This window comes from Streptomyces sp. NPDC034049 (assembly GCF_055575575.1).
In genome coordinates this window covers 422,256-442,590 of record NZ_JBVISJ010000007.1, presented here as the reverse complement: position 1 = coordinate 442,590, position 20,335 = coordinate 422,256, and the positions used below count along the sequence as shown (strand labels likewise).

Genomic DNA, 20,335 nt, shown 5'->3' with positions numbered 1-20,335 from the left:
GGTGGGGGGTGGCGGTCAGTGGGCCCGGCCGGTCGGCCGGGGCCCCGGGCCTGGCGGCCCGGTTCTCAGAAGGTCAGCTTCCAGTTGTTGAGCCGGCCGGTGTCGGAGGCGGCCACGTCCTGGACGCGCAGCTTCCAGGTTCCGTTGGCGACCTCGCTGGAGGCGTTCACCGTGTAGGTGGTGACCAGGTTGTCCGCGGAGTCCGAGCTGGAGGCCTTGAGCGGGTAGGTCGAGCCGTCCGGGGCCACCAGGGTCAGGACCAGGTCACCGCGGTAGGTGTGGGTGATGTCCACGCCGACCTGGAGGGTCGAGGGCGCGTTGCCCGTGCGGCCGGTGACGGAGATCGAGGACTCGATCGCGGCACCGTTGTCCGGGATGGAGACGGCCGTGGTGTTGGTGAAGGTGGTGCCCCCCGTGGTGCCACCACCGGTCACCGCCTGCACCGTCTTGGCCGCGTCGGCCAGGCCCGCACCGCAGCCGCCCGAGCAGGCGCCCGGCAGAGCACGCGAGTTGGTCTTGATCGCGGACTCGATCTGGGCCGGGGTCAGCGTGGAGCTCGCCGACTTCAGCAGCGCGGCGAGGCCCGCGATGTGCGGGGCGGCCATGCTGGTGCCCTGGTAGTAGTCGTACGACTCGCTGCCCGGGCCGGCGGTGCCGGCGTTCAGCGTGGACAGGATGCCGCCGGTCTCGACCGTGCGGGTCTCGCCGCCGGGGGCCGCGATGTCGACGATCGAGCCGAAGTTGGAGTAGTACGAGCGGGCGCCGGCGCGGTTGGTGGCCGCCACCGAGATCACGTTGGCGCAGCTGGCGGGCGAGTAGTTGGCCGCGTTGGCGTTGCTGTTGCCGGCCGCGACGACGACCGTGGTGCCGCGGTTCACGGCGGCGGTGATCGCGCTCTGCGTCGCGGTGGTGCAGGCGCCGCTGCCACCGAGGCTCATGTTGATGACCTTGGCGACGTTGGTGTTGGCGGGGACACCGGAGACGGTGCCGCCGGAGGCCCAGGTGATGGCGTCGATGATGTCGGAGTCGTAGCCGCCGCACTTGCCGAGGACCCGCAGCGGGGAGACCTTGGCGCCGTAGGCGATACCGGCGACACCCTTGCTGTTGTTGGTGACGGCGGCGATGGTGCCGGCGACGTGGGTGCCGTGCCAGGAGGAGGTGGTGGCGGGTTCGCCCGCGGCGCACTCGTCGGCGGCGGTCCAGTCGCCCGGGTCGGCCGGGTTGCTGTCACGGCCGTTGCCGTCGTTGGCGACAGTGGTGTCGGCGATGAAGTCGTAGCCGCCGACGATGTTCGCGGCGAGGTCCGAGTGGGCGACGTAACCGGTGTCGATGACGGCGACCGTCACGCCGGTGCCGGTGGTCTTGTCCCAGGCGCCCGGCAGGTTCATGCCCGCGGTGGACTCGTAGAGGTCCCACTGCTTGGTGTACTCGGTGTCGTTCGGGGTGGCCTGCGGCTTGTTCAGGCGGTCCGGGACGACATAGGCGACCTGCGGGTCGGCCCGGTACTCGGAGATGACGTCGGCGACGTCCGTCTTGGTGAGGTCCTCGCCCAGGTCGACGAGGGCGGCGCCGCTGCCGAGCCGGCGCTGGAAGTCGAGGTCCTCGCCCGCCTCCTTGCCCTTGGCGGCGGCGTCGGCGTCGGCGGCCTTGTTCGAGGTGGCCTCGGCGGCGCCGGACTTGTAGCCGACGATCAGGCGCTCGGCGACGGTGCCAGGGGCGGCCTCGGTGGCACCGGCCACGGCGGGGGCGGCGTCGGCCTTCGCGGACGGGGCCTGCGCGACGGCGACCGAGGAGGTCATGCCCGCCACCAGGGCGACGGAGACCGCGGCGACGGCTATGAGCTTCCGTCCTGCGGCACGGGAGGGGTAAGTACGCAAGGGCTTCACCTTTCGTGGCCTGCTCATGTCAGGGGAGGAGCGGCGGTGAAACGCTTCTTCATCGAAGCGGCGGGGGGTCCAGAAAGGGTTGGCGCAGAGGCCGGCCAGGCGCGTGCCGCCCACCAGGGGTTACCTGTGGTTCGGCTGTGCGATGACATTAGGCAAAGCCCAGGTCATGCGGATACGGGGAAAACCCTCGACCCCCGGGGAACTCCCCTACGGCGCCCGGCAGTCGGGGCCCGATGTGCCGCTTCGCCGGGTTTGCCGACGCCTTGCCGTCGCGCGGCGCATGGCTGGATCCGACCGGTCGAACAGGGGCGGGCCGTTGAACGGGGCACCCCTGGGTCCCGTACGACACGGTGGACCGTCAGCCCTCGACCCCCATGGATCGGACGTACCGGATGCACCGCTTGTCCGCCCGCCGCGCGACCGCCCGTCGCGCCGTCGTCACGACCGCGGCCGCCACCGTGGCGGCGCCCCTGCTCCTCACCGTGGGTGCCGCCGGGCCGGCCTCGGCGCACGGTGCGCCGACGGATCCGGTGAGCCGGGTCTCGGCGTGCTCGCCGGAGGGGGGCAGTCAGGACTCGGCGGCGTGCCGGGCCGCCGTCGCCGCGAACGGGGCGCCCTTCACCGCGTGGGACAACATGCGCGTCGCCGGGGTGAACGGGCGGGACCGGCAGGTCGTGCCCGACGGGCAGTTGTGCAGCGGAGGGCTCGCGGCCTACAAGGGGCTCGACCTGGCCCGCGCCGACTGGCCCTCGACCCGCCTCTCCCCCGGTACCACGCTGGATCTGACGTACCGGTCGACGATCCCGCACACCGGGACCTTCAAGCTGTTCCTGACGAAGCCGGGGTACGACCCCACCAAGCCGCTGACCTGGTCCGATCTGCCCGAGAAGCCGTTCGCCTCGATCACCGACCCACCGCTGCGGGACGGCTCGTACCGGTTCTCGGCGAAGCTGCCGTCCGATCGCGCCGGACACCATGTGCTCTACACGATCTGGCAGAACACGAGCACGGTCGACACCTACTACTCGTGCTCGGACGTGGTGTTCCCGAAGGCGAAGCAGGCCGACTCCGGTACGGGTGGCGGGAGTACGGAGGAGACACCGGCCGGGAGCGAGGAGACCGCGGCCGGGGACGCGACCGCCGGCAAGGCGGACGGGGAGACGACGGACGAGCAGGGTTCCGGGCCCACGACGACGGCGCCGGCGCGGTCCGCCGAGGCACCGCCCGCCGGGGACGCCGACGCCGGGGGCGACGCGCGGGCGGCCGACCCCGGCAGCCCCGTCGCCTCCACGACCGACGAGAGCGGCGCCTCCGTGCCGCTGTTGGTGGCGGGCGGCGCCACGGCACTGGTGCTCGCCGTGGGCGCCGCCCTCCACTTCCGCGGACGTGGACGCCGCTCTCGCGTCGACGGCTGATCGGGCAAGCGACCGGGCCGCCGAGCGGGGCACCGGTCGGGCGGACCGACCGTTGCCCCGGGTCGGTCACCGACCGCCGGACCGGTGACCGACCTGCTGGTGCGGTCAGTTGGTGTAGACCGTCGCGCCGCCCTGGTTGGTGTCCGTGACGGGCGCGTACTTCGCGGTGAAGTAGCCGTTGGCGAAGCAGAGCGAGGAGCCGGAGGTCTTGGTGAAGGCCTGGGCGGTGAAGTTGATGCTGTTGTCGGTGTTGCTGGAGGTTCCGGTGATGCTGGGCGCCTGGTAGACGCAGTTGACCGTGCCCAGCAGCGTGCGCAGCACCACGGTGGTCTGGAGGACCGAGCCCGAGGCCGGGCTGACCGTGACGACACCGTCCGAGGTCACGGTGGTGGTGTAGGGCAGGTTGTTGACCGTGACGCTGTTGACGCCGGTCACGCCGAAGACGTTGCTGGTGCAGCTGCCGAAGGTGTGCGCGTCCACGGCCTCGGTGGCGGTGCCGGGCGCCGCCGGGTTGTCGGTGACCGTGGCGGTGAAGGTCGACGCGGCACAGGAGACGCCGCTCGTGCCGGTCGCGGTGGAGTAGAAGGTGGCGGCGGTGCCGGAGGCCAGCGAGGCGCTGAGGACGTCGCCGACCGCGACCGCGTCACCGGCGGGGCCGCCGATGGTGAGCACGGTGTCGGCGGCGGAGGCGGGGCTGATGGCCGACACCATCAGAGCGGCGGTTCCGGCGGCGAGGGCAAGGAGGGATCGCGTACGCATGGGGGTGCCTCTTCTCGGGAAGTGAGGGCCGACGAGGCCCTCGGAAGGTGCGGGTGACAGCCCTCGACGGTGCGTGGGCTGTGGTGATCGCGCGCGAGGGGTCACCGTTCGCGCGGGGTGACGCGGCGATGCCGCACGGCGCTGTACGGCCGCTGCCGATCCGTGGCACGCCTTCTCCGTACGTGACGGATCGACAGCGACAGCCGGGGACCGGAGCACGGCCCGGTGGAGGGGAAGGCGACCGTGCCCGGCACCGCGGCAAGGGGTGGTGCTGCGTGGGCCGCGCAGCGTGTTCGGAAGTGGTCACCCACGCCCCGTCGGCGACGGGGAGTTCGGGACGGTGACAGACGCTGCGCGTCGGATCCGGCGCCACGGATCCGTGGGGGAAACCCGGGAGAGTTGTAGACCTGCGGAACAGTCAACGTCAAGGCATCGTAGGCAAGTTGATGACCAGGAACCGCTTGCGGGTTGGCCGGATCCGGTGGCTTCCGGAGACAAAACCAAAGGTGAGAGATGTTCACCTTTCACAGGGACAGCACATCCAACATCCTTTTGCCACAAGCACCTTGACCCCTGAATGTAACCACCGGTAACTTCCCGAATGGCTACTGCGGCGTAGCAAGTAAGCCCTTGCACCACGGGAGGTGCTCTCAGGCGTGCGTCGCAACCGCTGTCCGCGCCAGGACAACGTGCCGTTGCCCCAACTGCAATGACTTGGAAGTCCAGGGAGCACACATGGCCTCGTCCTCGGACGCCACGGCGTCCACCAACGAAAGACCCGAGGGTCCCGCAGCGTCCGGAAGACGCGGGCGGGTCCGTCTGAAGCGCGCCGCGGTGATGGCGGTGCCGGCCACCGCGGTCGCCGCCGGTCTGATGATCATGACCGCCCAGGGCGCGCTGGGTGTCCAGTTCGCCATCTCCGGCATGCCGTTCGTGGTCACCGCCGACAAGCTCGACGGTGAGGGCTTCGCCCAGTTCGGCGCGCTGGACCACATGATCGAGAACAGCCCGAACGAGGGTGACACCGGCGGTCAGGTGCTGGTCGTGACCTCGGTCGTGAAGAACGGCAAGCTGACGAACCTCTGTCAGAGCGTCGACCTCGGCGGCATCCAGCTGGTCCTCACCGCCGGCAACAAGGGCACGCCGGTGAGCGTGAAGAACCTGGCGATCGACTCCGACGACATCACGGGCGACGCCTCGTTCAACAACATCGAGATCGGCCGTGACTCCAGCACGTTCGACAAGGTGGACCAGAAGGGCCAGCCCGGCGTCTACGGCCAGCAGGCCGACTCGGTCGTCATCACCGATCTGTACCAGCACAACTACGCCGCCACCGCGGCCGTCTTCAAGCTCCCCGACCTGCACATGAGGTTCCAGAGCGAGGGCTGCGACTAGTGAGCGACTTCCGGGAATGGAGAGGTCACCGGCCGTTCGCCGGTGGTCTGCTGCTGGCGTTGGGCGGCGCCGAGATCCTCGTGACCATGAAGGCGCCGCTCCCGGTCATCCTGAAGATCGGAATGCAGGGGCTGGCGGGCTACCTCCTGCCCGCGCTGATGATCGTGTGCGGGTTGCTGATCCTCTTCAATCCCGCTCAGCGCCTGTTCTACTCCATCCTCGGGATCATGCTCTCCCTGGGTACGTGGCTCACGTCCAACATCGGCGGTTTCGTCGTGGGGCTGCTGATGGGAGCGGTGGGCAGCACGTTGGCCTTCGGCTGGCTGCCGGATCAGGAACCCCGCCGGAAGCGTTCGGCGAAGCAGGCCGATGAGGCGGCGCGCGCTTCGGAGAAGCATGCCGCGGAGCTCGGGTAGTCACGGTCGTTCGGCGGGCACCGGCCCGTCGTGATCGTTCGCGCAGTTCCCCGCGCCACGGGTGGTGCGGGGTTCGGCGTTCACAGGGAGGCCGACACCGCCGCCGTCAGGGCCGAGTGCAGCCGGGCCGTGTTCGTCCAGTACGTGTCGTGGGTGAGCGGGACGCGCCAGTAGAGGCCGGGGCCCGCGGTACGGCGCAGCGGCGGGACGGCCACATGGCTGCCCCGGCCGAGGACCTGGACGTCGGGCAGGCGCCAGGCGGCCGCGTCGCCCGGCGGGACCAGCCAGTACATGATGCCGCCGTAGCCGTCCTTGATGACGGCGCCGCTCTCGTCCCCGAGGGACCTGAGGGCGAGGGCGCCGAGGTCCGCCGGCACCCGCACGGCGTTCCACCAGCGCCCGGCGGGCACGGTGCGTACTTCGGGGCTGTAGGAACACATCCAGCGCGGGGCCCTGCTGACAGTCATGGCACTCACCGGCTCTTCATGGGGGGTCCGCCCGATCCTAGGAGCGGCCCCGGCGGCCGACTTGCGAGTACGCGCAGGGAAGTTGCCGTCGTACGCAGCGCGTGGCGCGCGATCTCGCCCCGCGACGCCGCCGAGCCGTAGCGTGACCGGGCTTGCACGTTGCGCTGTTGGACCGTCTTCGAACCAGGAGGACCCCCATGGGCCACCCGACCCCCTTGGTGATCGACCCGACCGGCCGTGACATCCACGGGGAGGCCGCCCGTATCCGCGAGACGGGCCCGGCGACCCGGGTCGTGCTGCCGGGGCCGCCGGCCGTGGAGGCCTGGGCCGTCAGCAGCCCCGAGCTGCTCAAGCGGCTGCTCACCGATCCGCGGGTGTCGAAGGACGCGCGGCAGCACTGGCCCCGGTTCGCCGCCGGTGAGATCACGCCGGAGTGGCCGCTGTTCACCTGGGTCGCCGTGCAGAACATGTTCACCGCGTACGGCGGGGACCACAGGCGGCTGCGCACGCTGATCGCCAAGGCGTTCACCGCGCGCCGCACCAACGCGCTCCAGCCGCGGATCGAGCAGATCACCGAGGGGCTGCTGGACCGGATCGAGGAGGGCCTGCGGGGCGGGGCGACCGTCGATCTGCGGGAGGAGTTCTGCTATCCGCTGCCGATCCAGGTGATCACCGACCTCTTCGGGCTGCCCGAGGAACGGGGCCCGGTACTGCGGGAGTTGGTGGACAAGATCTTCGCCACGTCCGCCGATCCCGGGGAGATGTCCGCGGCGTTCGGGCGGTTGCAGGGGGTGCTGGGGGAACTCGTCGCCACGAAGCGGGAGACGCCCGGCGACGACCTCGCCTCCGGGCTGATCTCCGCCCGCGACGAGGACCACGCCCGGCTCAGCGAGCAGGAGTTGATCGACACGCTGGTGCTGATGATCAGTGCCGGGCACGAGACGACCGTCAACCTCCTCGACCAGGCCGTCCATGCCCTGCTGACCCACCCCGAGCAGCTCGCGCAGGTCCGGGAGGGGCGGGCGACCTGGGACGATGTGATCGAGGAGACGCTGCGGGTGCGGGCGCCGGTGGCGAGCCTGCCGCTGCGGTTCGCCGTGGAGGACCTCGTCCTCGCCGAGTTCGGTGGCCCGGAGGGTGTCGTGATCGCGCGGGGTGAGCCGATCCTGGCGGCGTACGCGGCCGCCGGACGCAGCCCCGAACGCCACGGGGCGGACGCCGACGTCTTCGACGTCACCCGGGCGGACAAGGAACACCTCGCCTTCGGCCACGGGGTCCACCACTGCCTGGGCGCCCCCCTCGGCCGGCTGGAGGCCCGCATCGCCCTCCCGGCCCTCTTCACGCGCTTCCCGAACCTACGACTGGCCTCCACGGAAGCCGACTTGGGCCATGTGGAGTCCTTCATCTCCAACGGCCACCACCACCTCCCGGTCCGCACCACCTGACGCCCACCGCTCCGGCTTCGGCAGCGGTCGTGTGTCGGTTCGGCAGGTGAGGCGGGCCCTCACTCCCCGCGCCACCAGGACAGCAGGCGGGTCCAGGGGGAGGACGGGGTGGGGGCCTGGGTGGTGGGGGCCTGGGTGGTGGGGGTGAGGCGGGCCCGGTCCTCGGGGGTGGTCGGTCGGTGGGACGGGGGTCGCCCTGCCACGGGGGCCGGGGGGAAGGTCACCGGCAGGGCCGCGAGGGCGCGGTGGAAGGGGCCCGGGCGCCATTCCAGAGCCCCTGCCGGTACCGCGAGGTCGACGTCGGGCAGGCGGTCGAGGAGCTTCTCCACCGCCACCGAGGCGATCAGCCGGGCCTCGCTCCGCGCGGGACAGTTGTGCGGGCCCGCGCTCCACGCCAGGTGGGCCCGGTTGCCCGTCCGCTGATCGGTCGTCAGGGCCGGGTCGGTGTTGGCCGCGGCCAGCGAGACGACGAGCGGATCACCGGACCTCAGCAGCGCGCCCTCGTACACCACGTCCCGCCTCGGGTAGTGCACGGCGTAGTTGGCCATCGGCGGATCGGTCCACAGCACCTCGTCGAGGGCGTCCTCGACGGGCAGGCTGCCGCCGGACAGGTCGCCGGCGAAGCGGTCGTCGGAGAGCAGCAGCCGCAGCCCGTTGGCGATGAGGTTCTGCTGCGGCTCGGTGCCCGCGCCCATGAGCACGACGAGGGTGTGGATCATCTCCTCGTCGGTGAGCTCCGCCGGGTGCAGGGTGAGCCATGACGTCACGTCCGCCCGGGGCCGCTTCCGCTTGAGCGTGACCAGTTCGAGAAGCGTGGTGCTGAGCAGTTCGTCGGCGCGTTCGGCGTCCACCCCGTCGAAGATGCCGGACATGCCCTCGACCAGCTTCAGCCCCAGCTCGGCAGGACAGCCGAAGAGGTGGTTGAAGACGAGCAGCGGCAGCACCTGGGCGTACTCGCCGAGGAGGTCCGCCTCGCCGGTGGGCGCGAACCGGTCGATGAGGATGTCGGCGCTGCGCTCGACGTAGCCGCGCAGGGTGTTGGGCTCGACGCGGGCGAGGCTGTCGGTGATGGCTCCGCGCAGCCGCCGGTGCTCCTCGCCGTCGGAGAACAGGGCGTTGGGCCGGTACATCATCATCGGCACCACGGGACTGTCCGGGGGGACGGTGCCGTCCGCCAGGTCGTTCCAGCGGCGCGGGTCCTTGGAGAAGGTCTCCGTGCCGCGCAGGACGTGCAGGGCGGCGTCGTAGGAGGTGACGAGGGTGGCGCGTACGCCGGGGGCCAGCTCGACCGGCGCGGTCGGTCCGGTCGCGCGCGCCCGCCGGTAGAACGCGGCCGGGTCGGCGGCGAACTCCGGTCCGTACATGGGTTGGTGGGCCGGGCAGCCCGGAGGCGGACCGGAAGTACGGGAGGCACCGGGGGTGTCGGAGGGGCCGGAGGTGTGGGAGGAACCGAAGGGGTCGGAGGGGCCGGTCGGGCCGGACGGCGGTGCGGGGGTCATGCGGGCTCCAGTTCGGTCGTGCGGCCCAGGAGGTACTCGACGAGGGCGATCAGCGCCCGGGTGGAGGAGTCCGGGTCGCGGGCGTCGCAGCGCACCAGCGGGGTCTCGTCCAGCAGGTCGAGGGCCTCGCGCACCTCGGCCAGATCGTGCACGGGGGCGCCCTCGAAGTCGTTGACGGCGACGGCGTACGGCAGGTCCAGCTCCTCCAGGACGCCCATCACGTCGAAGGAGTGGGACAGTCGGCGGGTGTCGGCGAGGACCAGCGCGCCGAGGGCACCGCGGGTCATGTCCTGCCAGAGCCTGGTGAAGCGCTGCTGCCCGGGGGTGCCGAACAGGTACAGCACCAGGGAGTCGTCGAGGGTGAGCCGGCCGAAGTCCATGGCGACCGTGGTCGTGGTCTTGTCGCGGGTGCCGGCGAGATCGTCGACGAGCGCGCCGGCCTCCGTCATCACCTCCTCGGTGCGCAGCGGCCGGATCTCGGAGAGTGTGCCGACGAACGTGGTCTTGCCGACCGCGAAGTGACCGACGACCAGCAGCTTGGCCGCCGTCCGCACGGTGGGCCGCAGATAGACGTCGTCAGAGGCGGGCGCGGAGCCCATCGAGGACCTCCTGGAGGATGCGGGCGTCGGACGGCCGGGCGGCCGGTACCGGTGCGCGGGTGACGATGTGGCCGCTGTCCATGAGGTCGGCGACCAGCACCTTGGTCACGCTGACCGGCAGTTCCAGGTGGCTCGCCACCTCGGCCAGGGAGAGCGAGCCGGGCCGGCACATGTCCATCACCCGGCGCTTCTCCGGGTTGAGACCGGTCAGCGTCAGATCGCTCGCGGCGACCAGCAGCGTGACCAGGTCCAGGGTGTTGCGGGTCGGCCGGGCACGGCCGTCGGTGACGACGTAGGACCGCACCAGTCGTCCCCGGGGCCGGCGGGGCGTCATGCCCTGCTGCCCGTGTCCAGCCGTGCCGGGCTGGACAGTTCCTTGCCGAGCCGGTCGACGAGCTTGTGCATGCGGTACGTCACCGCCTCCATGTCGACCTCGTCGCCGGTGGAGACCGCGAGATAGGCGCCCTCGCCGGCCGCGACGAGGAAGACGAAGCCGTGCCCGAACTCGATCAGGGTCTGGCGCCACGGGCGGTCGGCGGGGCCGCAGAACTCCGAGGTGCTGCGGCTGATGGACTGCAGTCCCGAGAGCCCGGCGGCGAGGCGCTCGGCGTCGTCGCGGTCGATGTCGGCGGAGTGGGCGCGGAGCATGCCGTCGGCGGAGAGCAGGATGGCGTGCCGCGCCTCGGGGACCTTCAGCACGTCGTCGAGCATCCAGCCCAGCTCGTTGTTCGTGGGCTCGATCATGCGTGGGGGGTCCCTTCGTTCTCGTGGGGGGTGGGTGACGCGGGGTCGGCGACGGCATCGGCGGAGCCGCGCTCGCGATCGGAGCCGACTCCACGCCCGGCTCCGGGGCCGACTTCGGGGCCGACTCCGGGTCCGGCTTGGAGGCCGGCTTCACGTCCGGCTTCGGGGCCGGCTTCACGTCCGGCTCCGGGTCCGGCTTCACGTCCGACTTCGGGGCCGGCTTCACGTCCGGCTTCGGGGCCGGCTTGGAGGCCGGCTTCACGTCCGGCTTCGGGGCCGGCTTCGGGGCCGACTTCACGTCCGGCTCCGGGTCCGGCTTCAGGGCCGGCTCCGGGGCCGGTATCGAGTCGGGCTTCGGGGCCGACTTCACGTCCGACTTCGGGGCCGGCTCCAGGGCCAACTTCACGTCCGACTTCGGGGTCGGCTCCGGGGCCGACTTCACGTCCGACGTCACGTCCGGCTCCAGGGCCAACTTCACGTCCGACTTCACGACCGGCTCCAGAGCCGACTTCACGCCCGGCTCCAGGGCCGAACTCACGTCCGGCTCCGGGTCCGGCTCCAGGGCCGATTTCACGTCCGACGTCACGTCCGGCCCCGGGGCCGGGCTCCCGGACGTACTCCTCCTCGTCGAGGATGCGTCCGGCCGCCCGGCCGAAGCGGGTGCCGCGGGCGAAGGCGCCCATGAGGCGGGCGTTCTCCTCGGGCGACCGGCCGGGGGGCTCCTCGGTCCGTGCCACGGGCTCCGGTTCGGGGGCCGTGGTCCGCCGGGGCGTGCGCCGGCGGCGTTTGGGCAGTCCGCCCTCGGTGGTGCCGACGCGGGCGGCCTCTACGGTCGCCGGGCGGGGGCCGGGGGCGGTCCCGGTGACGTGCGCCGGTTCGGCCCGTCGCTCCGGGGCGGCGGGCTCCGGGTGGGTGAGCAGTGCGGTGGGCAGGAACGCGACGGCGCGGACACCGCCGTACGGCGATCGGGTGTCCACGGAGACGGTGAAGCCGTAGCGCCGGGCGAGCATCCCGATGACGGCGAAGCCGAACTGGGGCGGATCGTCGAGGCGGGTGACGTCCACCTCGCCGTCCCCGGTGAGCAGCCGGGTGGCCCGCTGCACGGCGTGGGCGTCCATGCCGACGCCGGCGTCGTCGACGATCACGCACGCGCCGTTGTGCACGGCCTGGACGTTGACCTCGACGGTGGTGTTGGGCTGGGAGTGCCGGGCCGCGTTGTCGAGGAGTTCGGCGACCGCGAGGACGACCGGTTCCACGGCACGGCTCACCACCGCGAGGTCGACCTGGCCGTGGACGCGGACGCGCCGGTAGTCGCGGATGCGCGAGGTGGCGCCCCGGACGACCTCGACCAGCGGGGAGGTGGCCCGCTGCCGGCCCGGCCAGGAGCCGCAGAGCACGGCGATGGCCTGGGCGCGTCGGCCGAACTGGGCGTTGGTGTGGTCGATCTCGAGGAGGTCGCGCAGCACCTCGGGATCGTCGTGCCGCTCCTGCATCTCGGAGATGGACATCTGCTGCTCGTTGGCGAGGGCCTGGATCGAGCGCATGGACGCCTTGAGGGCGGCCTTGGCGGACTGGTCGGCGCGGTGCTGCGCGTGCTCGACGGCGCCGGAGAAACGGGCGAGCACCTCGTCGAGGCCCTTGCCGAACTCCGTCCCGGCGAGGCGGCCCTCGAGCGGTCCGACGCCGGGGACGGCCTGGCCGGGATGGTCGGCGAGGGCCGGCAGACGGACCGTGACCAGATGGCGCAGCTCCTCCTCCCGGGCCCGTACGTCGTCGGCCAGGACCGCGTTCCTTCCGCGTTGCCGCCTGGTGATCGCGTGCTGGCGCAGCAGGAGTACGGCGGTGGCGAACAGGGCCGCCGCGAGGGCCCAGGTCACCGCCTGCGATATCGGTTCGGTCATGAAGTACGCGTCCTAACGTCCTCAAGTCCCCGGGCGTCGGGGGTCCCGGGACGCCGGCGGGAGTTGACGGAGCGCACGACGCTAGCGGCGCGACCGCGCGGGCACTTTCCGTGACGCGCAGGGAAGTTGTCACAGGGCGCATGAGTGACGCACGGGGCGCGATGTGTGCGGTGAGGTTTGCCCCGGCATATTCGGCGACTCGACCCGTGCGGCATGGCAACCGCTTGCCACGCTAGGGTGCCTTCCTGGTCCGACCGGACGGCAACCATCTTTGATCACGCAGAAGTTGAAGATTTCCGTATGGGGGACCGCATACAGACAACGAGGACGTCGTCGGGGGCCCGGCACCGGGGAGGAGAACGTTGCCCGCGGGAAGTTACAGCGTCGAGGCGCTGACCACCGAGGAGCTGCCCCCTCGTGAGCGTGCCGATTTCTGGACCGAGCGGATCGGCTCGTACCAGTCGCGGATGGGGTTCGGATACGCGCGGTCGGAGAACTTCCGCGGCGAGACCGTCCGTCAGCGCACCGACACCTACCAGTTGGTGAAGTACCGGTCGGACGAGATCGAGTACACCCGCACGCTGCGCCAGGTGCGTCAGGACCCGGACGAGAACTACCGGCTGCTGGTGCCGACGAGCGGTGAGATCGTGCTGCGGCAGGACGGCGAGGAGGCCCGGCTGACCCCGGGCACGGCGGCGCTGGTCACCTTCGCGTCACCGTTCCAGTGCCTGCAGAGCGACGCCATCGACGCGTTCATCCTGACCATTCCGGCCCGCGAGGTGGACGGCCGGCTCAGCAGCAGGTCGCCGGTGGCCAGCGGGCTGGACCTGGCGACCGGTCTCGGCCGTATCGTCGGCTCGATGCTGACCGGGCTGCACGAGGAGCGCGCGCACCTCACCGAACCGGAGTTCAACGCCGTCTCCGACCGGGTCGTGGAGCTGGTGTGCATGCTGGCCGCCGGTGACGACCGCCCCGACGCCCCCGGGCAGCTGGGCGAGGTGGAGGCGATGGTCCGCCGCTATGTGCGCGACCACGCGGCCGATCCGAACCTGACGGGTACGGCGGTGGCGCGCGCGCTCGGCTGGTCGCTGCGTCAGATCCAACTGGCCCTGCAGAAGGCGGGCACCACGCCCCGGGAGCTGATCCGGGAGGAGCGGCTGCGGCTGGTCCGGGACCGCTTACTGTGCGCGGAGTGCGAGCATCTGACGATCACGGATCTCGCCTACTCCGCCGGTTTCTCCTCCGCGAGCGCTCTGAGCACGGCCTTCCGCCGACGCTACGGCGTCAGTCCACGGGAGATGCGGCAGAGCGTACGCTGAGTCAACTCCCCATGTGCACACGGGAGTTCGAGCGAGAGCAACACAACGGACACGATCCGCCGAGTAGGTTCTCACACCGGCCTGGCGTATCGTTCCATTGAAGTCTAAAGCTTAGCCAAAGCATGACCGGCGGTCGACCCTGGCCGCTTTCCGCCCCTCGTGGTGTGAATGTTCCTGGAGTTCGTCGTGCCCACCGTGTGCGACCTCGCCCCTTTCGCACCCGACTCGGCTCGTCGCGAGGAGCGTTGACACGAGGCACCACGGCGCGCGGTGGCGTGAATCGTGCGCTCCACACGGCCGGTAATGACGGCCGGAACAGTCGAATCCGCAGGTGACCCCCCTCCCGGCGACCCCTCTTTCACAGACGGCGCGGCGCCATGGCCGAGGTGTGAAGAACTGCTGTCCCGCCGCCTCGCGCGAAGGAGGTAGAAAGGCGTCGCAGACCCATGCCGCGCTGACGACACCTCAGGTGACAGACCTCCCCTGAGCGTCTAGGACCGCTGGTCAGATAGTTGACGTTCTTCGCTACTCTGTCGCGTACTGGCTGATCGAGAGGACTCCGATGCCTGAACCCCCACCCTTCGCGACGACCCCGGATCACGGTCGGCGGGACACCACGACTCCCCCGCCCCGTCACCGGCACGGAAAGCCCGGGGTGTCGGATTCCGCCAACTCCTTCGCAGCACAGCCCCGACTGACACGGCTCGCCGTTCTCCCGGCCGCGTTCATGGCCGGGATATCCACCGCCGTCACGGGCACCCTGCTGTGGCTTCAGGAGGGCACGGCCGACGCCGCCACGTGGGGGGTGCTGGCGGGCGGTGCGGTCCTCGGCTGCGGCTGTCTGGCCGGAGCCGTGCTGGCGGCCAGGAAGCGGGCCAGGTCCGAGGCGAAGCGCGCCGAATCGTTGCGGCAGGCCATCACCAGCGGCAACTGGGCGCTGGACGAGGACCTGACCCGCCTCAAGCGAGGCGAGCAGCTCCTCTCCCGCGGCTTCTCCTACCAGGCCTCGCGCGGCGAGGACCCGTTCCAGAAGCTGGAGTACGACGTCACGGAGGCCCAGCACCGGGCCCGGGAGGCGCTCGTCTGGGCGGCGAGCTACTTCCAGGCCGCCTCCGACGACAACAGCGACAAGGTCGAGGTCTTCGTCAACCTCGCCCGCCGCCTCCAGTCGCTCGTCCACCGCACCATCCGTGAACTGGACGATCTGGAGAACCAGGTCGAGGACCCGGACCTGCTCCGCCGGATCTTCGGCATCGACCACCTGGCCACCCGAATACGCCGGCACGCCGAGAACCTCGCGGTGCTCGGCGGCGCGGTCTCCCGCCGCCAGTGGACGAACCCGGTGACGCTGACCGAGGTGCTGCGGTCCTCCATCGCCGAGGTCGAGCAGTACTCCCGCGTCAAACTGGTGCCGCCCATCGAGGGCACGCTGCGCGGCCACGCGGTCGCCGACGTCATCCACCTGCTGGCCGAGCTGGTCGAGAACGCCACGATGTTCTCCCACCCGGACACCCAGATCCTCCTGCGCTCCCGCCGGGTGACCGCCGGCATCGCCATCGAGGTGGAGGACCGCGGCCTGGGCATCCCCCAGGAGGACCAGGACCGGATCAACACCCTGCTCGCCGACCCGGCCCGCATCGACGTCGCCAAGCTGCTCGCCGACGGCCGCATCGGTCTGTTCGTGGTCTCCTCGCTGGCCCGCCGGCACGGCATCGCGGTCCAGCTCCAGGGCAACATCTACGGCGGCGTGCAGGCCATCCTCGTCCTCCCGCAGGGCCTGCTCGGCGACGAGGAGGGACACGCGCCCGTCCAGGCCCCGGTCCAGGCACGGCCGCCCGCCGCCCCCCGGCCGGCGCAGACGCCCCCGCCCTCCTGGCAGCCCTCGCCGCACGCGGCTCCCCCGGCCGCCGCGCCGCCCCCCGCGCACGCGGCTCCCCCGGTCCGCACCGCCTCCCCGGCCGGTCCCCCGCCGGGCGCCCCGCAGCGGTCGGCCGCGCCCACGCCACCCCCGGCGGCCGCCCGGCACGAGCGGGTCCAGCCCGTCGCCGACGTACGGTCCGATTACCGGCCCTCCGGGTACGAGCGTCCGGTGGCCGCCCCGCACGGCTCCGGCGGGTCCGGCAGGCCGAACCTGCCCAAGCGGCGCGCCATGGAGCACCTGGCCCCCGAACTCCGCCAGGGGCCCGCTCCGCGTCCCGACACCACCGAGCAGGAACTGAACTTCAGCCCCGGCCTCCTGGCCGGAATCAATCGAGGCTTCGGTCTCGCCGGCGCGACCTCCGACGCGATCCCCGTCGACGACGCGCGCTGGGCCCCGCCCCAACCGCAAGGAGAAGAACCTCACCATGGTGAGCGATAGCCACCCCACCGGGCAGAACATCGACTGGCTGCTGGACAACCTCAAGAAGACCGTCCCCGGCACCCGGCAGGTCCTGTTGCTGTCGTCCGACGGCTTGAGCAAGGCGCACGTGGACCTGAGCACCGACGACGCCGACCGGCTGGCCGCGATAGCCTCCGGGCTCAACTCCCTGGGCCGTTCCTTCGGTCACGACAGGGTGCTGGGCAACGGCGGCACCGTCCGTCAGGTCATCGTGGAGCTGCACAACGGCATCCTCATCGTGGCCTCGGCGGGCCACGGCGCCGTGCTGGCGGTCACCGCGGACGCGTCCACGCACACCGAGACGCTCGGCTACGAGATGGGCATGCTCATCCGGGCCGTGCAGCCGTTCCTCGCCACGCCGGCCCGCCGCCCGACCATCGCGCCGTCCAGCGCGGGGATGTGACGCGATGACGGACGAGCTGTTCCTGGACGAGGAGGCCGGCCGCTTAGTCCGGCCGTTCACCGTCAGCAACGGGCGCACTCGACCCTCGACATCCTTCGACCTGCTCACCCTGGTGATGGCCACCGGTGTCCGGCCGCTCGCCGACCTCGGCCCCGATCACGACATGGTGCTCGGGCTGTGCGTCAGGCCGGTGCCGGTGGTCGAGGTGGCCGCGCGCATGAACCTGCCGATCGCGGTCACCAAAGTCCTGTTGTCCGACCTGGTGCAGCACGAGGCGCTCACCGCACGGGCGCCCCGTGCCGTAGAGGCGGCCTCCGCCGCCAACCGAGAAGTTCTGGAGGCGGTGCTCGATGGCCTACGCGCACGACTCTGACCCCTTCCCGACCGCGCTGAAGATCCTCGTGGCGGGCGGATTCGGGGTCGGCAAGACGACCTTCGTCGGGGCGGTCAGCGAGATCGCGCCGCTCAGCACCGAGGAGGTCATCACCACGGCCAGCGCCGGTACGGACAGCCTCGCCGGGATCGAGGAGAAGTCCACCACCACCGTGGCGCTGGACTTCGGCCGGATCACCCTCGGCTCGGACCACGTCCTGTACCTGTTCGGCACCCCCGGGCAGGAGCGGTTCTGGTTCATGTGGGACGAGTTGTCCGACGGGGCGCTGGGCGCGGTGGTGCTCGCCGACACCCGACGGCTCGACGCGTGTTTCCCCGCGGTGGACTTCTTCGAGGTGCGCGGCATCCCGTTCGTCGTGGGGGTGAACGAGTTCGACGGCGCGTACCAGTACTCCCTGGAGGAGGTCCGGGACGCCATCGGGCTGAAGTCCAACGCACCGATCGTGTTCTGCGACGCCCGGCACTGCAGCTCCGGCACGGGTGTGCTCGTCGAACTCGTGCAGCATCTGCTCGGCATGACACCCGGCGTGGCGTCGCACCAGCCGCCCGCGCTCCGTTGATCCCTACTCAACTCAGCCGACCTCGAACGGAGTTCCGATGAACAGCCCCTATTCCTCCTATGAGCCGCCGCTCGACCGCCTGCTCCTCACCCCCGAGGATCCGGGTGCGCCGCAGCGTGCCGCGAGGCTCGCCCAGTTGGGGCTCGCCGACACCCCCCGGGCCGAGTTCGACGCGTTCGCGCGCCGGCTGGCCCTGGAGCTGGACGCGCCGTACGCGATGGTCAACTTCGTCGACGACAGGCGGCAGTTCTTCGCCGGGCTCTACACGCCGGACGCCGGCCCCGTGAACATCGCGCAGGGGCAGGCCGCCGAGACCTCGATGAGCCGGGAGATGCGTCTGGACCACGGTTTCTGCCCGCACACCGTCAAGCGGACGGCGGCGCTGGTCCTCGACGACGTCTGCGACTACCCGCGGTTCGCGGGGAACCCGGTCGTCGACGAGATCGGCATCCGCTCCTACATGGGCGCGCCGCTCGTCGACGCGCTGGGCGGCATGAACCTCGGCACGATCTGCGTCGTCGACACCGACTCCCGTACGTGGGGCCGGCAGCGGCTGGAGATCATCAAGCACATGGCCCAGGAGATGTCGGACCGGATCCAGGCCATCGCCACCGGCCACTGAGACCGACCGGGCGCCGCCGGCCCGTCACGGTCGAGGGGAAGCGGGCCGCCGGGCACCCGGAACACGAAAGCCGCGGACACGTCGTCGTGTCCGCGGTTCTCTGCGTTCGGCGCCCCGGGAGGCGCCGTGACGTACCCGGGGGCCGGTGGGGGCCGGTCGCGCCCACGCGGCGGAGCCGCACATCGAGACAGCCCCGCGCCCCCTCGTGGGGCGCGGGTGCCGGGCCTCAGACCAGTTCTCCGACCGGGACCGGTTCCGGGTCCGGTCGCCGTTGCTCGACCTGCGGCGTGCGGACCAGTTCGGCGAGTCGTTCGGACCACTCGCCCTTGTTCTCGCCGAGCGCGAACTCGCCCAGCCTGAGGCCCTGGATCTCGGAGGTGCCGGCGGGCGCGTAGATGTGGAAGGCGTCGCGCAGATAGCGCTCCACCGGGCGGTCGGTGAACAGGCCGCAGGCGGCGTGCATCTTGACGGACTCCTGGGCCGACTCGATGGACGCTTCGACGTTGTAGAGCTTGGCGGACATCAACTCGACGTCGCAGGGCCGCCCGTTGTCCAGCAGGTGCGCGGCGAGATAGGCGCTCTGTCGGGCGAGGGTGAGGCGCTGGAGCATCCGCCCCAGCTCGATCTTGATGTTGGGCAGGTGCCCGAGCGGCTTGCCGTAGCGCTGGGTCTCCCCGCAGTACCGGGCGGTCTCCTCGAACACCGCCTGGTGGATGCCGAGGGACACCGCGGTCAGGTTGAGGCGGCCGTAGAGCACCGACGAGGAGTAGGCGACGGCCAGCCCCTCGCCCTCCGCTCCGAGCCGGTTGGCGGCCGGCACCCGGCAGTTGTCGAAGACGAGTTCCCCGAAGCTGAACCCGTGCAGGCCCATGGAGGGCACCTGGGGCGCGAGGGAGAAGCCGGGCCGGTCGGACTCGACGAGGAAGGCCGTCATGCCCTTGGAGCCCGGCCCGGTGCGGACCACGACACCGTGCACGTCGCCCACATGGCTGTTGCCGACGAAGACCTTGCGGCCGTTGAGGATGTAGTCGTCGCCGTCCCGTACCGCGCTGCTCTCCATGCCGGCCACATGGCCCCCCGACCCCGGCTCGGTGACAGCGATGGTGGGCAGGACCTCACCGGCGGCGATCTTCGGCAGCCAGTACCGTTTCTGGCTGTCGTCGCCGAAGTGGATGATCTTGGCGACGCCGAGCTGGGAGGCCTGGACCATGGCGCCCATCGCGCCGCTCACCCGCGACAGTTCCTCGATGATGATGGTCTTGGCGAGATGACCCGCGCCCATGCCGCCGTGGGCCGGGTCGATCGTGGCCCCGATCCAGCCCTGTTGGGCGATCAGACGGGAGAGCCCCACCAGTGCGGTACGGGAGGCCTCCATCTCGGGTATGAGGGGCCGTACCACCCGCTCGGCGAACTCGCGTACGCGTTGCCGTAGATCTTCGTGATCCTGGGTTGTGAAGACGTGTTCCACGCCAAGCCCTTCTAGGCGTTTCCCCGCGCCCGGGGGAGACGCGGTGGCTGTGCGTCGGATCGTGGTTCCGGTTGGGAGTCTGACCGACGTGGAACATGGTCTACAAATCAACCTCTTACGCCAAGATCGTTTAGGGGGTTTGGCCGAAACATTGACAGTTGAAATATGAGCCCAAATGTGAGATACGAGTACGGCGATGTCCACATTTTGATACTTTCTTCGCCGAACTTGCCCGACTGTCCCGACTCGAGACCGGCCGCCGACGAACCTGACCACCAGCCAAACACCGTACGGCCCAAGGCTCCTCCGGGCTGCGCCCCGCCAAATACCAAACCACGGCGCCTCGCGTGCAGGTTTGAGCAGGTAACCATAGATTTCAAGCCACACCTACCGAAGTCGGTTGTGGCCGAGGAGTGCCGATCCTGCGAGGTCGCCGTGTCGACAAGTCAGCTTTCCGTGTTCCCCGGAACCTTCCGTTCGGTCGATCCGCCCCCGGCACCCGCCCCGTGGTCACCGCGCCAAGTGCTGCCCCGCGGTGGCGAGTTGCGTCCGGCCCGCGAGCGGGCCGCAGCCGGGCGGGTGCTGACGACGGGGCTCGGGTCCTGATACCGTTCCGTCCGCCCGCCGACTTCCGCCGACGGTGTGTCAAGCCGGGCACAGGGGA

Annotated in this window: 18 protein-coding genes and 1 pseudogene; 10 read left to right on the top strand and 9 right to left on the bottom strand. The window is 71.0% G+C overall.

Annotated elements, in window-relative coordinates:
• Positions 1-65 precede the first annotated feature (65 nt).
• Positions 66-1,904, bottom strand: coding sequence for a S8 family peptidase (locus ACZ52C_RS22920; protein WP_469076511.1), 1,839 nt, complete (start codon positions 1,902-1,904; stop codon positions 66-68).
• A 374-nt stretch (positions 1,905-2,278) separates the two neighbouring features.
• On the opposite strand from ACZ52C_RS22920, the gene ACZ52C_RS22915 reads away from it, so the two are divergent.
• The gene (locus tag ACZ52C_RS22915; RefSeq protein WP_469076468.1) at positions 2,279-3,301 is read left to right on the top strand and encodes a lytic polysaccharide monooxygenase auxiliary activity family 9 protein; all 1,023 of its coding nucleotides are present in this window, start codon (positions 2,279-2,281) and stop codon (positions 3,299-3,301) included.
• A gap of 105 nt (positions 3,302-3,406) precedes the next feature.
• Here ACZ52C_RS22915 and ACZ52C_RS22910 read toward each other — a convergent pair whose 3' ends face one another.
• On the bottom strand, positions 3,407-4,060 hold the full coding sequence (locus tag ACZ52C_RS22910; RefSeq protein WP_469076467.1) for a Tat pathway signal sequence domain protein: 654 nt from the start codon (positions 4,058-4,060) through the stop codon (positions 3,407-3,409).
• A 735-nt stretch (positions 4,061-4,795) separates the two neighbouring features.
• Here ACZ52C_RS22910 and ACZ52C_RS22905 point away from each other — a divergent pair.
• Together ACZ52C_RS22905 and ACZ52C_RS22900 are read left to right on the top strand one after the other, a co-directional pair.
• Positions 4,796-5,455, top strand: coding sequence for a DUF6230 family protein (locus ACZ52C_RS22905; protein ID WP_045559814.1), 660 nt, complete (start codon positions 4,796-4,798; stop codon positions 5,453-5,455).
• On the top strand, positions 5,455-5,871 hold the full coding sequence (locus tag ACZ52C_RS22900) for a DUF6114 domain-containing protein (RefSeq protein ID WP_469076466.1): 417 nt from the start codon (positions 5,455-5,457) through the stop codon (positions 5,869-5,871). Before ACZ52C_RS22905 ends, ACZ52C_RS22900 begins: the two co-directional genes overlap by 1 nt.
• A gap of 80 nt (positions 5,872-5,951) precedes the next feature.
• Here the strand turns inward: ACZ52C_RS22900 and ACZ52C_RS22895 are convergent, their stop codons facing one another.
• Positions 5,952-6,338: a hypothetical protein gene (locus tag ACZ52C_RS22895; protein WP_469076465.1), complete on the bottom strand. Its 387-nt coding sequence runs from the start codon at positions 6,336-6,338 to the stop codon at positions 5,952-5,954.
• A 197-nt stretch (positions 6,339-6,535) separates the two neighbouring features.
• Between ACZ52C_RS22895 and ACZ52C_RS22890 the strand changes: the two genes are divergently transcribed.
• Positions 6,536-7,783 (top strand): cytochrome P450 family protein, encoded by a 1,248-nt coding sequence (locus tag ACZ52C_RS22890; protein WP_469076464.1) that lies wholly within the window; start codon positions 6,536-6,538, stop codon positions 7,781-7,783.
• Positions 7,784-7,842: 59 nt separating this feature from the next.
• On the opposite strand, the gene ACZ52C_RS22885 is transcribed toward ACZ52C_RS22890, so the two are convergent.
• The 5 genes and pseudogenes from ACZ52C_RS22885 to ACZ52C_RS22865 all read right to left on the bottom strand — a co-directional run.
• Entirely contained in the window at positions 7,843-9,147 is a 1,305-nt protein-coding gene (locus ACZ52C_RS22885; protein ID WP_469076510.1) for a cytochrome P450, read from the bottom strand.
• Between the two features lie 131 nt (positions 9,148-9,278).
• Positions 9,279-9,881 carry a GTP-binding protein gene (locus ACZ52C_RS22880; RefSeq protein ID WP_060882943.1) on the bottom strand — a complete coding sequence of 201 codons (603 nt, stop codon included), beginning with the start codon at positions 9,879-9,881 and terminating at the stop codon, positions 9,279-9,281.
• Entirely contained in the window at positions 9,859-10,215 is a 357-nt protein-coding gene (locus ACZ52C_RS22875) for a DUF742 domain-containing protein (protein WP_469076463.1), read from the bottom strand. Before ACZ52C_RS22875 ends, ACZ52C_RS22880 begins: the two co-directional genes overlap by 23 nt.
• Positions 10,212-10,625: a roadblock/LC7 domain-containing protein gene (locus ACZ52C_RS22870; protein ID WP_469076462.1), complete on the bottom strand. Its 414-nt coding sequence runs from the start codon at positions 10,623-10,625 to the stop codon at positions 10,212-10,214. Before ACZ52C_RS22870 ends, ACZ52C_RS22875 begins: the two co-directional genes overlap by 4 nt.
• A gap of 569 nt (positions 10,626-11,194) precedes the next feature.
• Positions 11,195-12,526, bottom strand: a pseudogene (locus tag ACZ52C_RS22865) (ATP-binding protein); the annotation flags it as partial.
• A gap of 362 nt (positions 12,527-12,888) precedes the next feature.
• Between ACZ52C_RS22865 and ACZ52C_RS22860 the strand changes: the two are divergent.
• The 6 genes from ACZ52C_RS22860 (at position 12,889) to ACZ52C_RS22835 (ending at position 18,203) form a co-directional block, all read left to right on the top strand.
• Positions 12,889-13,845, top strand: coding sequence for a helix-turn-helix domain-containing protein (locus tag ACZ52C_RS22860; protein ID WP_469076461.1), 957 nt, complete (start codon positions 12,889-12,891; stop codon positions 13,843-13,845).
• Positions 13,846-14,407: 562 nt separating this feature from the next.
• Positions 14,408-16,204 (top strand): sensor histidine kinase, encoded by a 1,797-nt coding sequence (locus ACZ52C_RS22855; RefSeq protein ID WP_469076460.1) that lies wholly within the window; start codon positions 14,408-14,410, stop codon positions 16,202-16,204.
• Entirely contained in the window at positions 16,191-16,628 is a 438-nt protein-coding gene (locus tag ACZ52C_RS22850) for a roadblock/LC7 domain-containing protein (protein WP_033529461.1), read from the top strand. Before ACZ52C_RS22855 ends, ACZ52C_RS22850 begins: the two co-directional genes overlap by 14 nt.
• A gap of 4 nt (positions 16,629-16,632) precedes the next feature.
• On the top strand, positions 16,633-17,001 hold the full coding sequence (locus tag ACZ52C_RS22845; protein ID WP_033529367.1) for a DUF742 domain-containing protein: 369 nt from the start codon (positions 16,633-16,635) through the stop codon (positions 16,999-17,001).
• Entirely contained in the window at positions 16,979-17,581 is a 603-nt protein-coding gene (locus ACZ52C_RS22840) for a GTP-binding protein (protein ID WP_045559823.1), read from the top strand. The genes ACZ52C_RS22845 and ACZ52C_RS22840 overlap by 23 nt, the downstream gene beginning before the upstream one ends.
• A gap of 37 nt (positions 17,582-17,618) precedes the next feature.
• Positions 17,619-18,203, top strand: coding sequence for a GAF domain-containing protein (locus tag ACZ52C_RS22835; protein ID WP_045559824.1), 585 nt, complete (start codon positions 17,619-17,621; stop codon positions 18,201-18,203).
• Positions 18,204-18,429: 226 nt separating this feature from the next.
• Here the strand turns inward: ACZ52C_RS22835 and ACZ52C_RS22830 are convergent, their stop codons facing one another.
• Positions 18,430-19,671, bottom strand: a complete 1,242-nt coding sequence (locus ACZ52C_RS22830) for an acyl-CoA dehydrogenase family protein (protein ID WP_469076459.1) — start codon at positions 19,669-19,671, stop codon at positions 18,430-18,432.
• Positions 19,672-20,335: the final 664 nt, after the last annotated feature.

Excerpts from the sequence above, each read along its gene's own strand:
- ACZ52C_RS22870 (WP_469076462.1), bottom strand. The coding sequence starts at position 10,625 with ATGATCGAGCCCACGAACAACGAGCTGGGCTGGATGCTCGACGACGTG.
- ACZ52C_RS22855 (WP_469076460.1), top strand. The coding sequence starts at position 14,408 with ATGCCTGAACCCCCACCCTTCGCGACGACCCCGGATCACGGTCGGCGG.
- ACZ52C_RS22915 (WP_469076468.1), top strand. The coding sequence starts at position 2,279 with ATGCACCGCTTGTCCGCCCGCCGCGCGACCGCCCGTCGCGCCGTCGTC.
- ACZ52C_RS22910 (WP_469076467.1), bottom strand. The coding sequence starts at position 4,060 with ATGCGTACGCGATCCCTCCTTGCCCTCGCCGCCGGAACCGCCGCTCTG.
- ACZ52C_RS22920 (WP_469076511.1), bottom strand. The coding sequence starts at position 1,904 with ATGAGCAGGCCACGAAAGGTGAAGCCCTTGCGTACTTACCCCTCCCGT.
- ACZ52C_RS22885 (WP_469076510.1), bottom strand. The coding sequence starts at position 9,147 with ATGTACGGACCGGAGTTCGCCGCCGACCCGGCCGCGTTCTACCGGCGG.
- ACZ52C_RS22840 (WP_045559823.1), top strand. The coding sequence starts at position 16,979 with ATGGCCTACGCGCACGACTCTGACCCCTTCCCGACCGCGCTGAAGATC.
- ACZ52C_RS22850 (WP_033529461.1), top strand. The coding sequence starts at position 16,191 with ATGGTGAGCGATAGCCACCCCACCGGGCAGAACATCGACTGGCTGCTG.
- ACZ52C_RS22890 (WP_469076464.1), top strand. The coding sequence starts at position 6,536 with ATGGGCCACCCGACCCCCTTGGTGATCGACCCGACCGGCCGTGACATC.
- ACZ52C_RS22875 (WP_469076463.1), bottom strand. The coding sequence starts at position 10,215 with ATGACGCCCCGCCGGCCCCGGGGACGACTGGTGCGGTCCTACGTCGTC.
- ACZ52C_RS22895 (WP_469076465.1), bottom strand. The coding sequence starts at position 6,338 with ATGACTGTCAGCAGGGCCCCGCGCTGGATGTGTTCCTACAGCCCCGAA.
- ACZ52C_RS22845 (WP_033529367.1), top strand. The coding sequence starts at position 16,633 with ATGACGGACGAGCTGTTCCTGGACGAGGAGGCCGGCCGCTTAGTCCGG.
- ACZ52C_RS22880 (WP_060882943.1), bottom strand. The coding sequence starts at position 9,881 with ATGGGCTCCGCGCCCGCCTCTGACGACGTCTATCTGCGGCCCACCGTG.
- ACZ52C_RS22835 (WP_045559824.1), top strand. The coding sequence starts at position 17,619 with ATGAACAGCCCCTATTCCTCCTATGAGCCGCCGCTCGACCGCCTGCTC.
- ACZ52C_RS22905 (WP_045559814.1), top strand. The coding sequence starts at position 4,796 with ATGGCCTCGTCCTCGGACGCCACGGCGTCCACCAACGAAAGACCCGAG.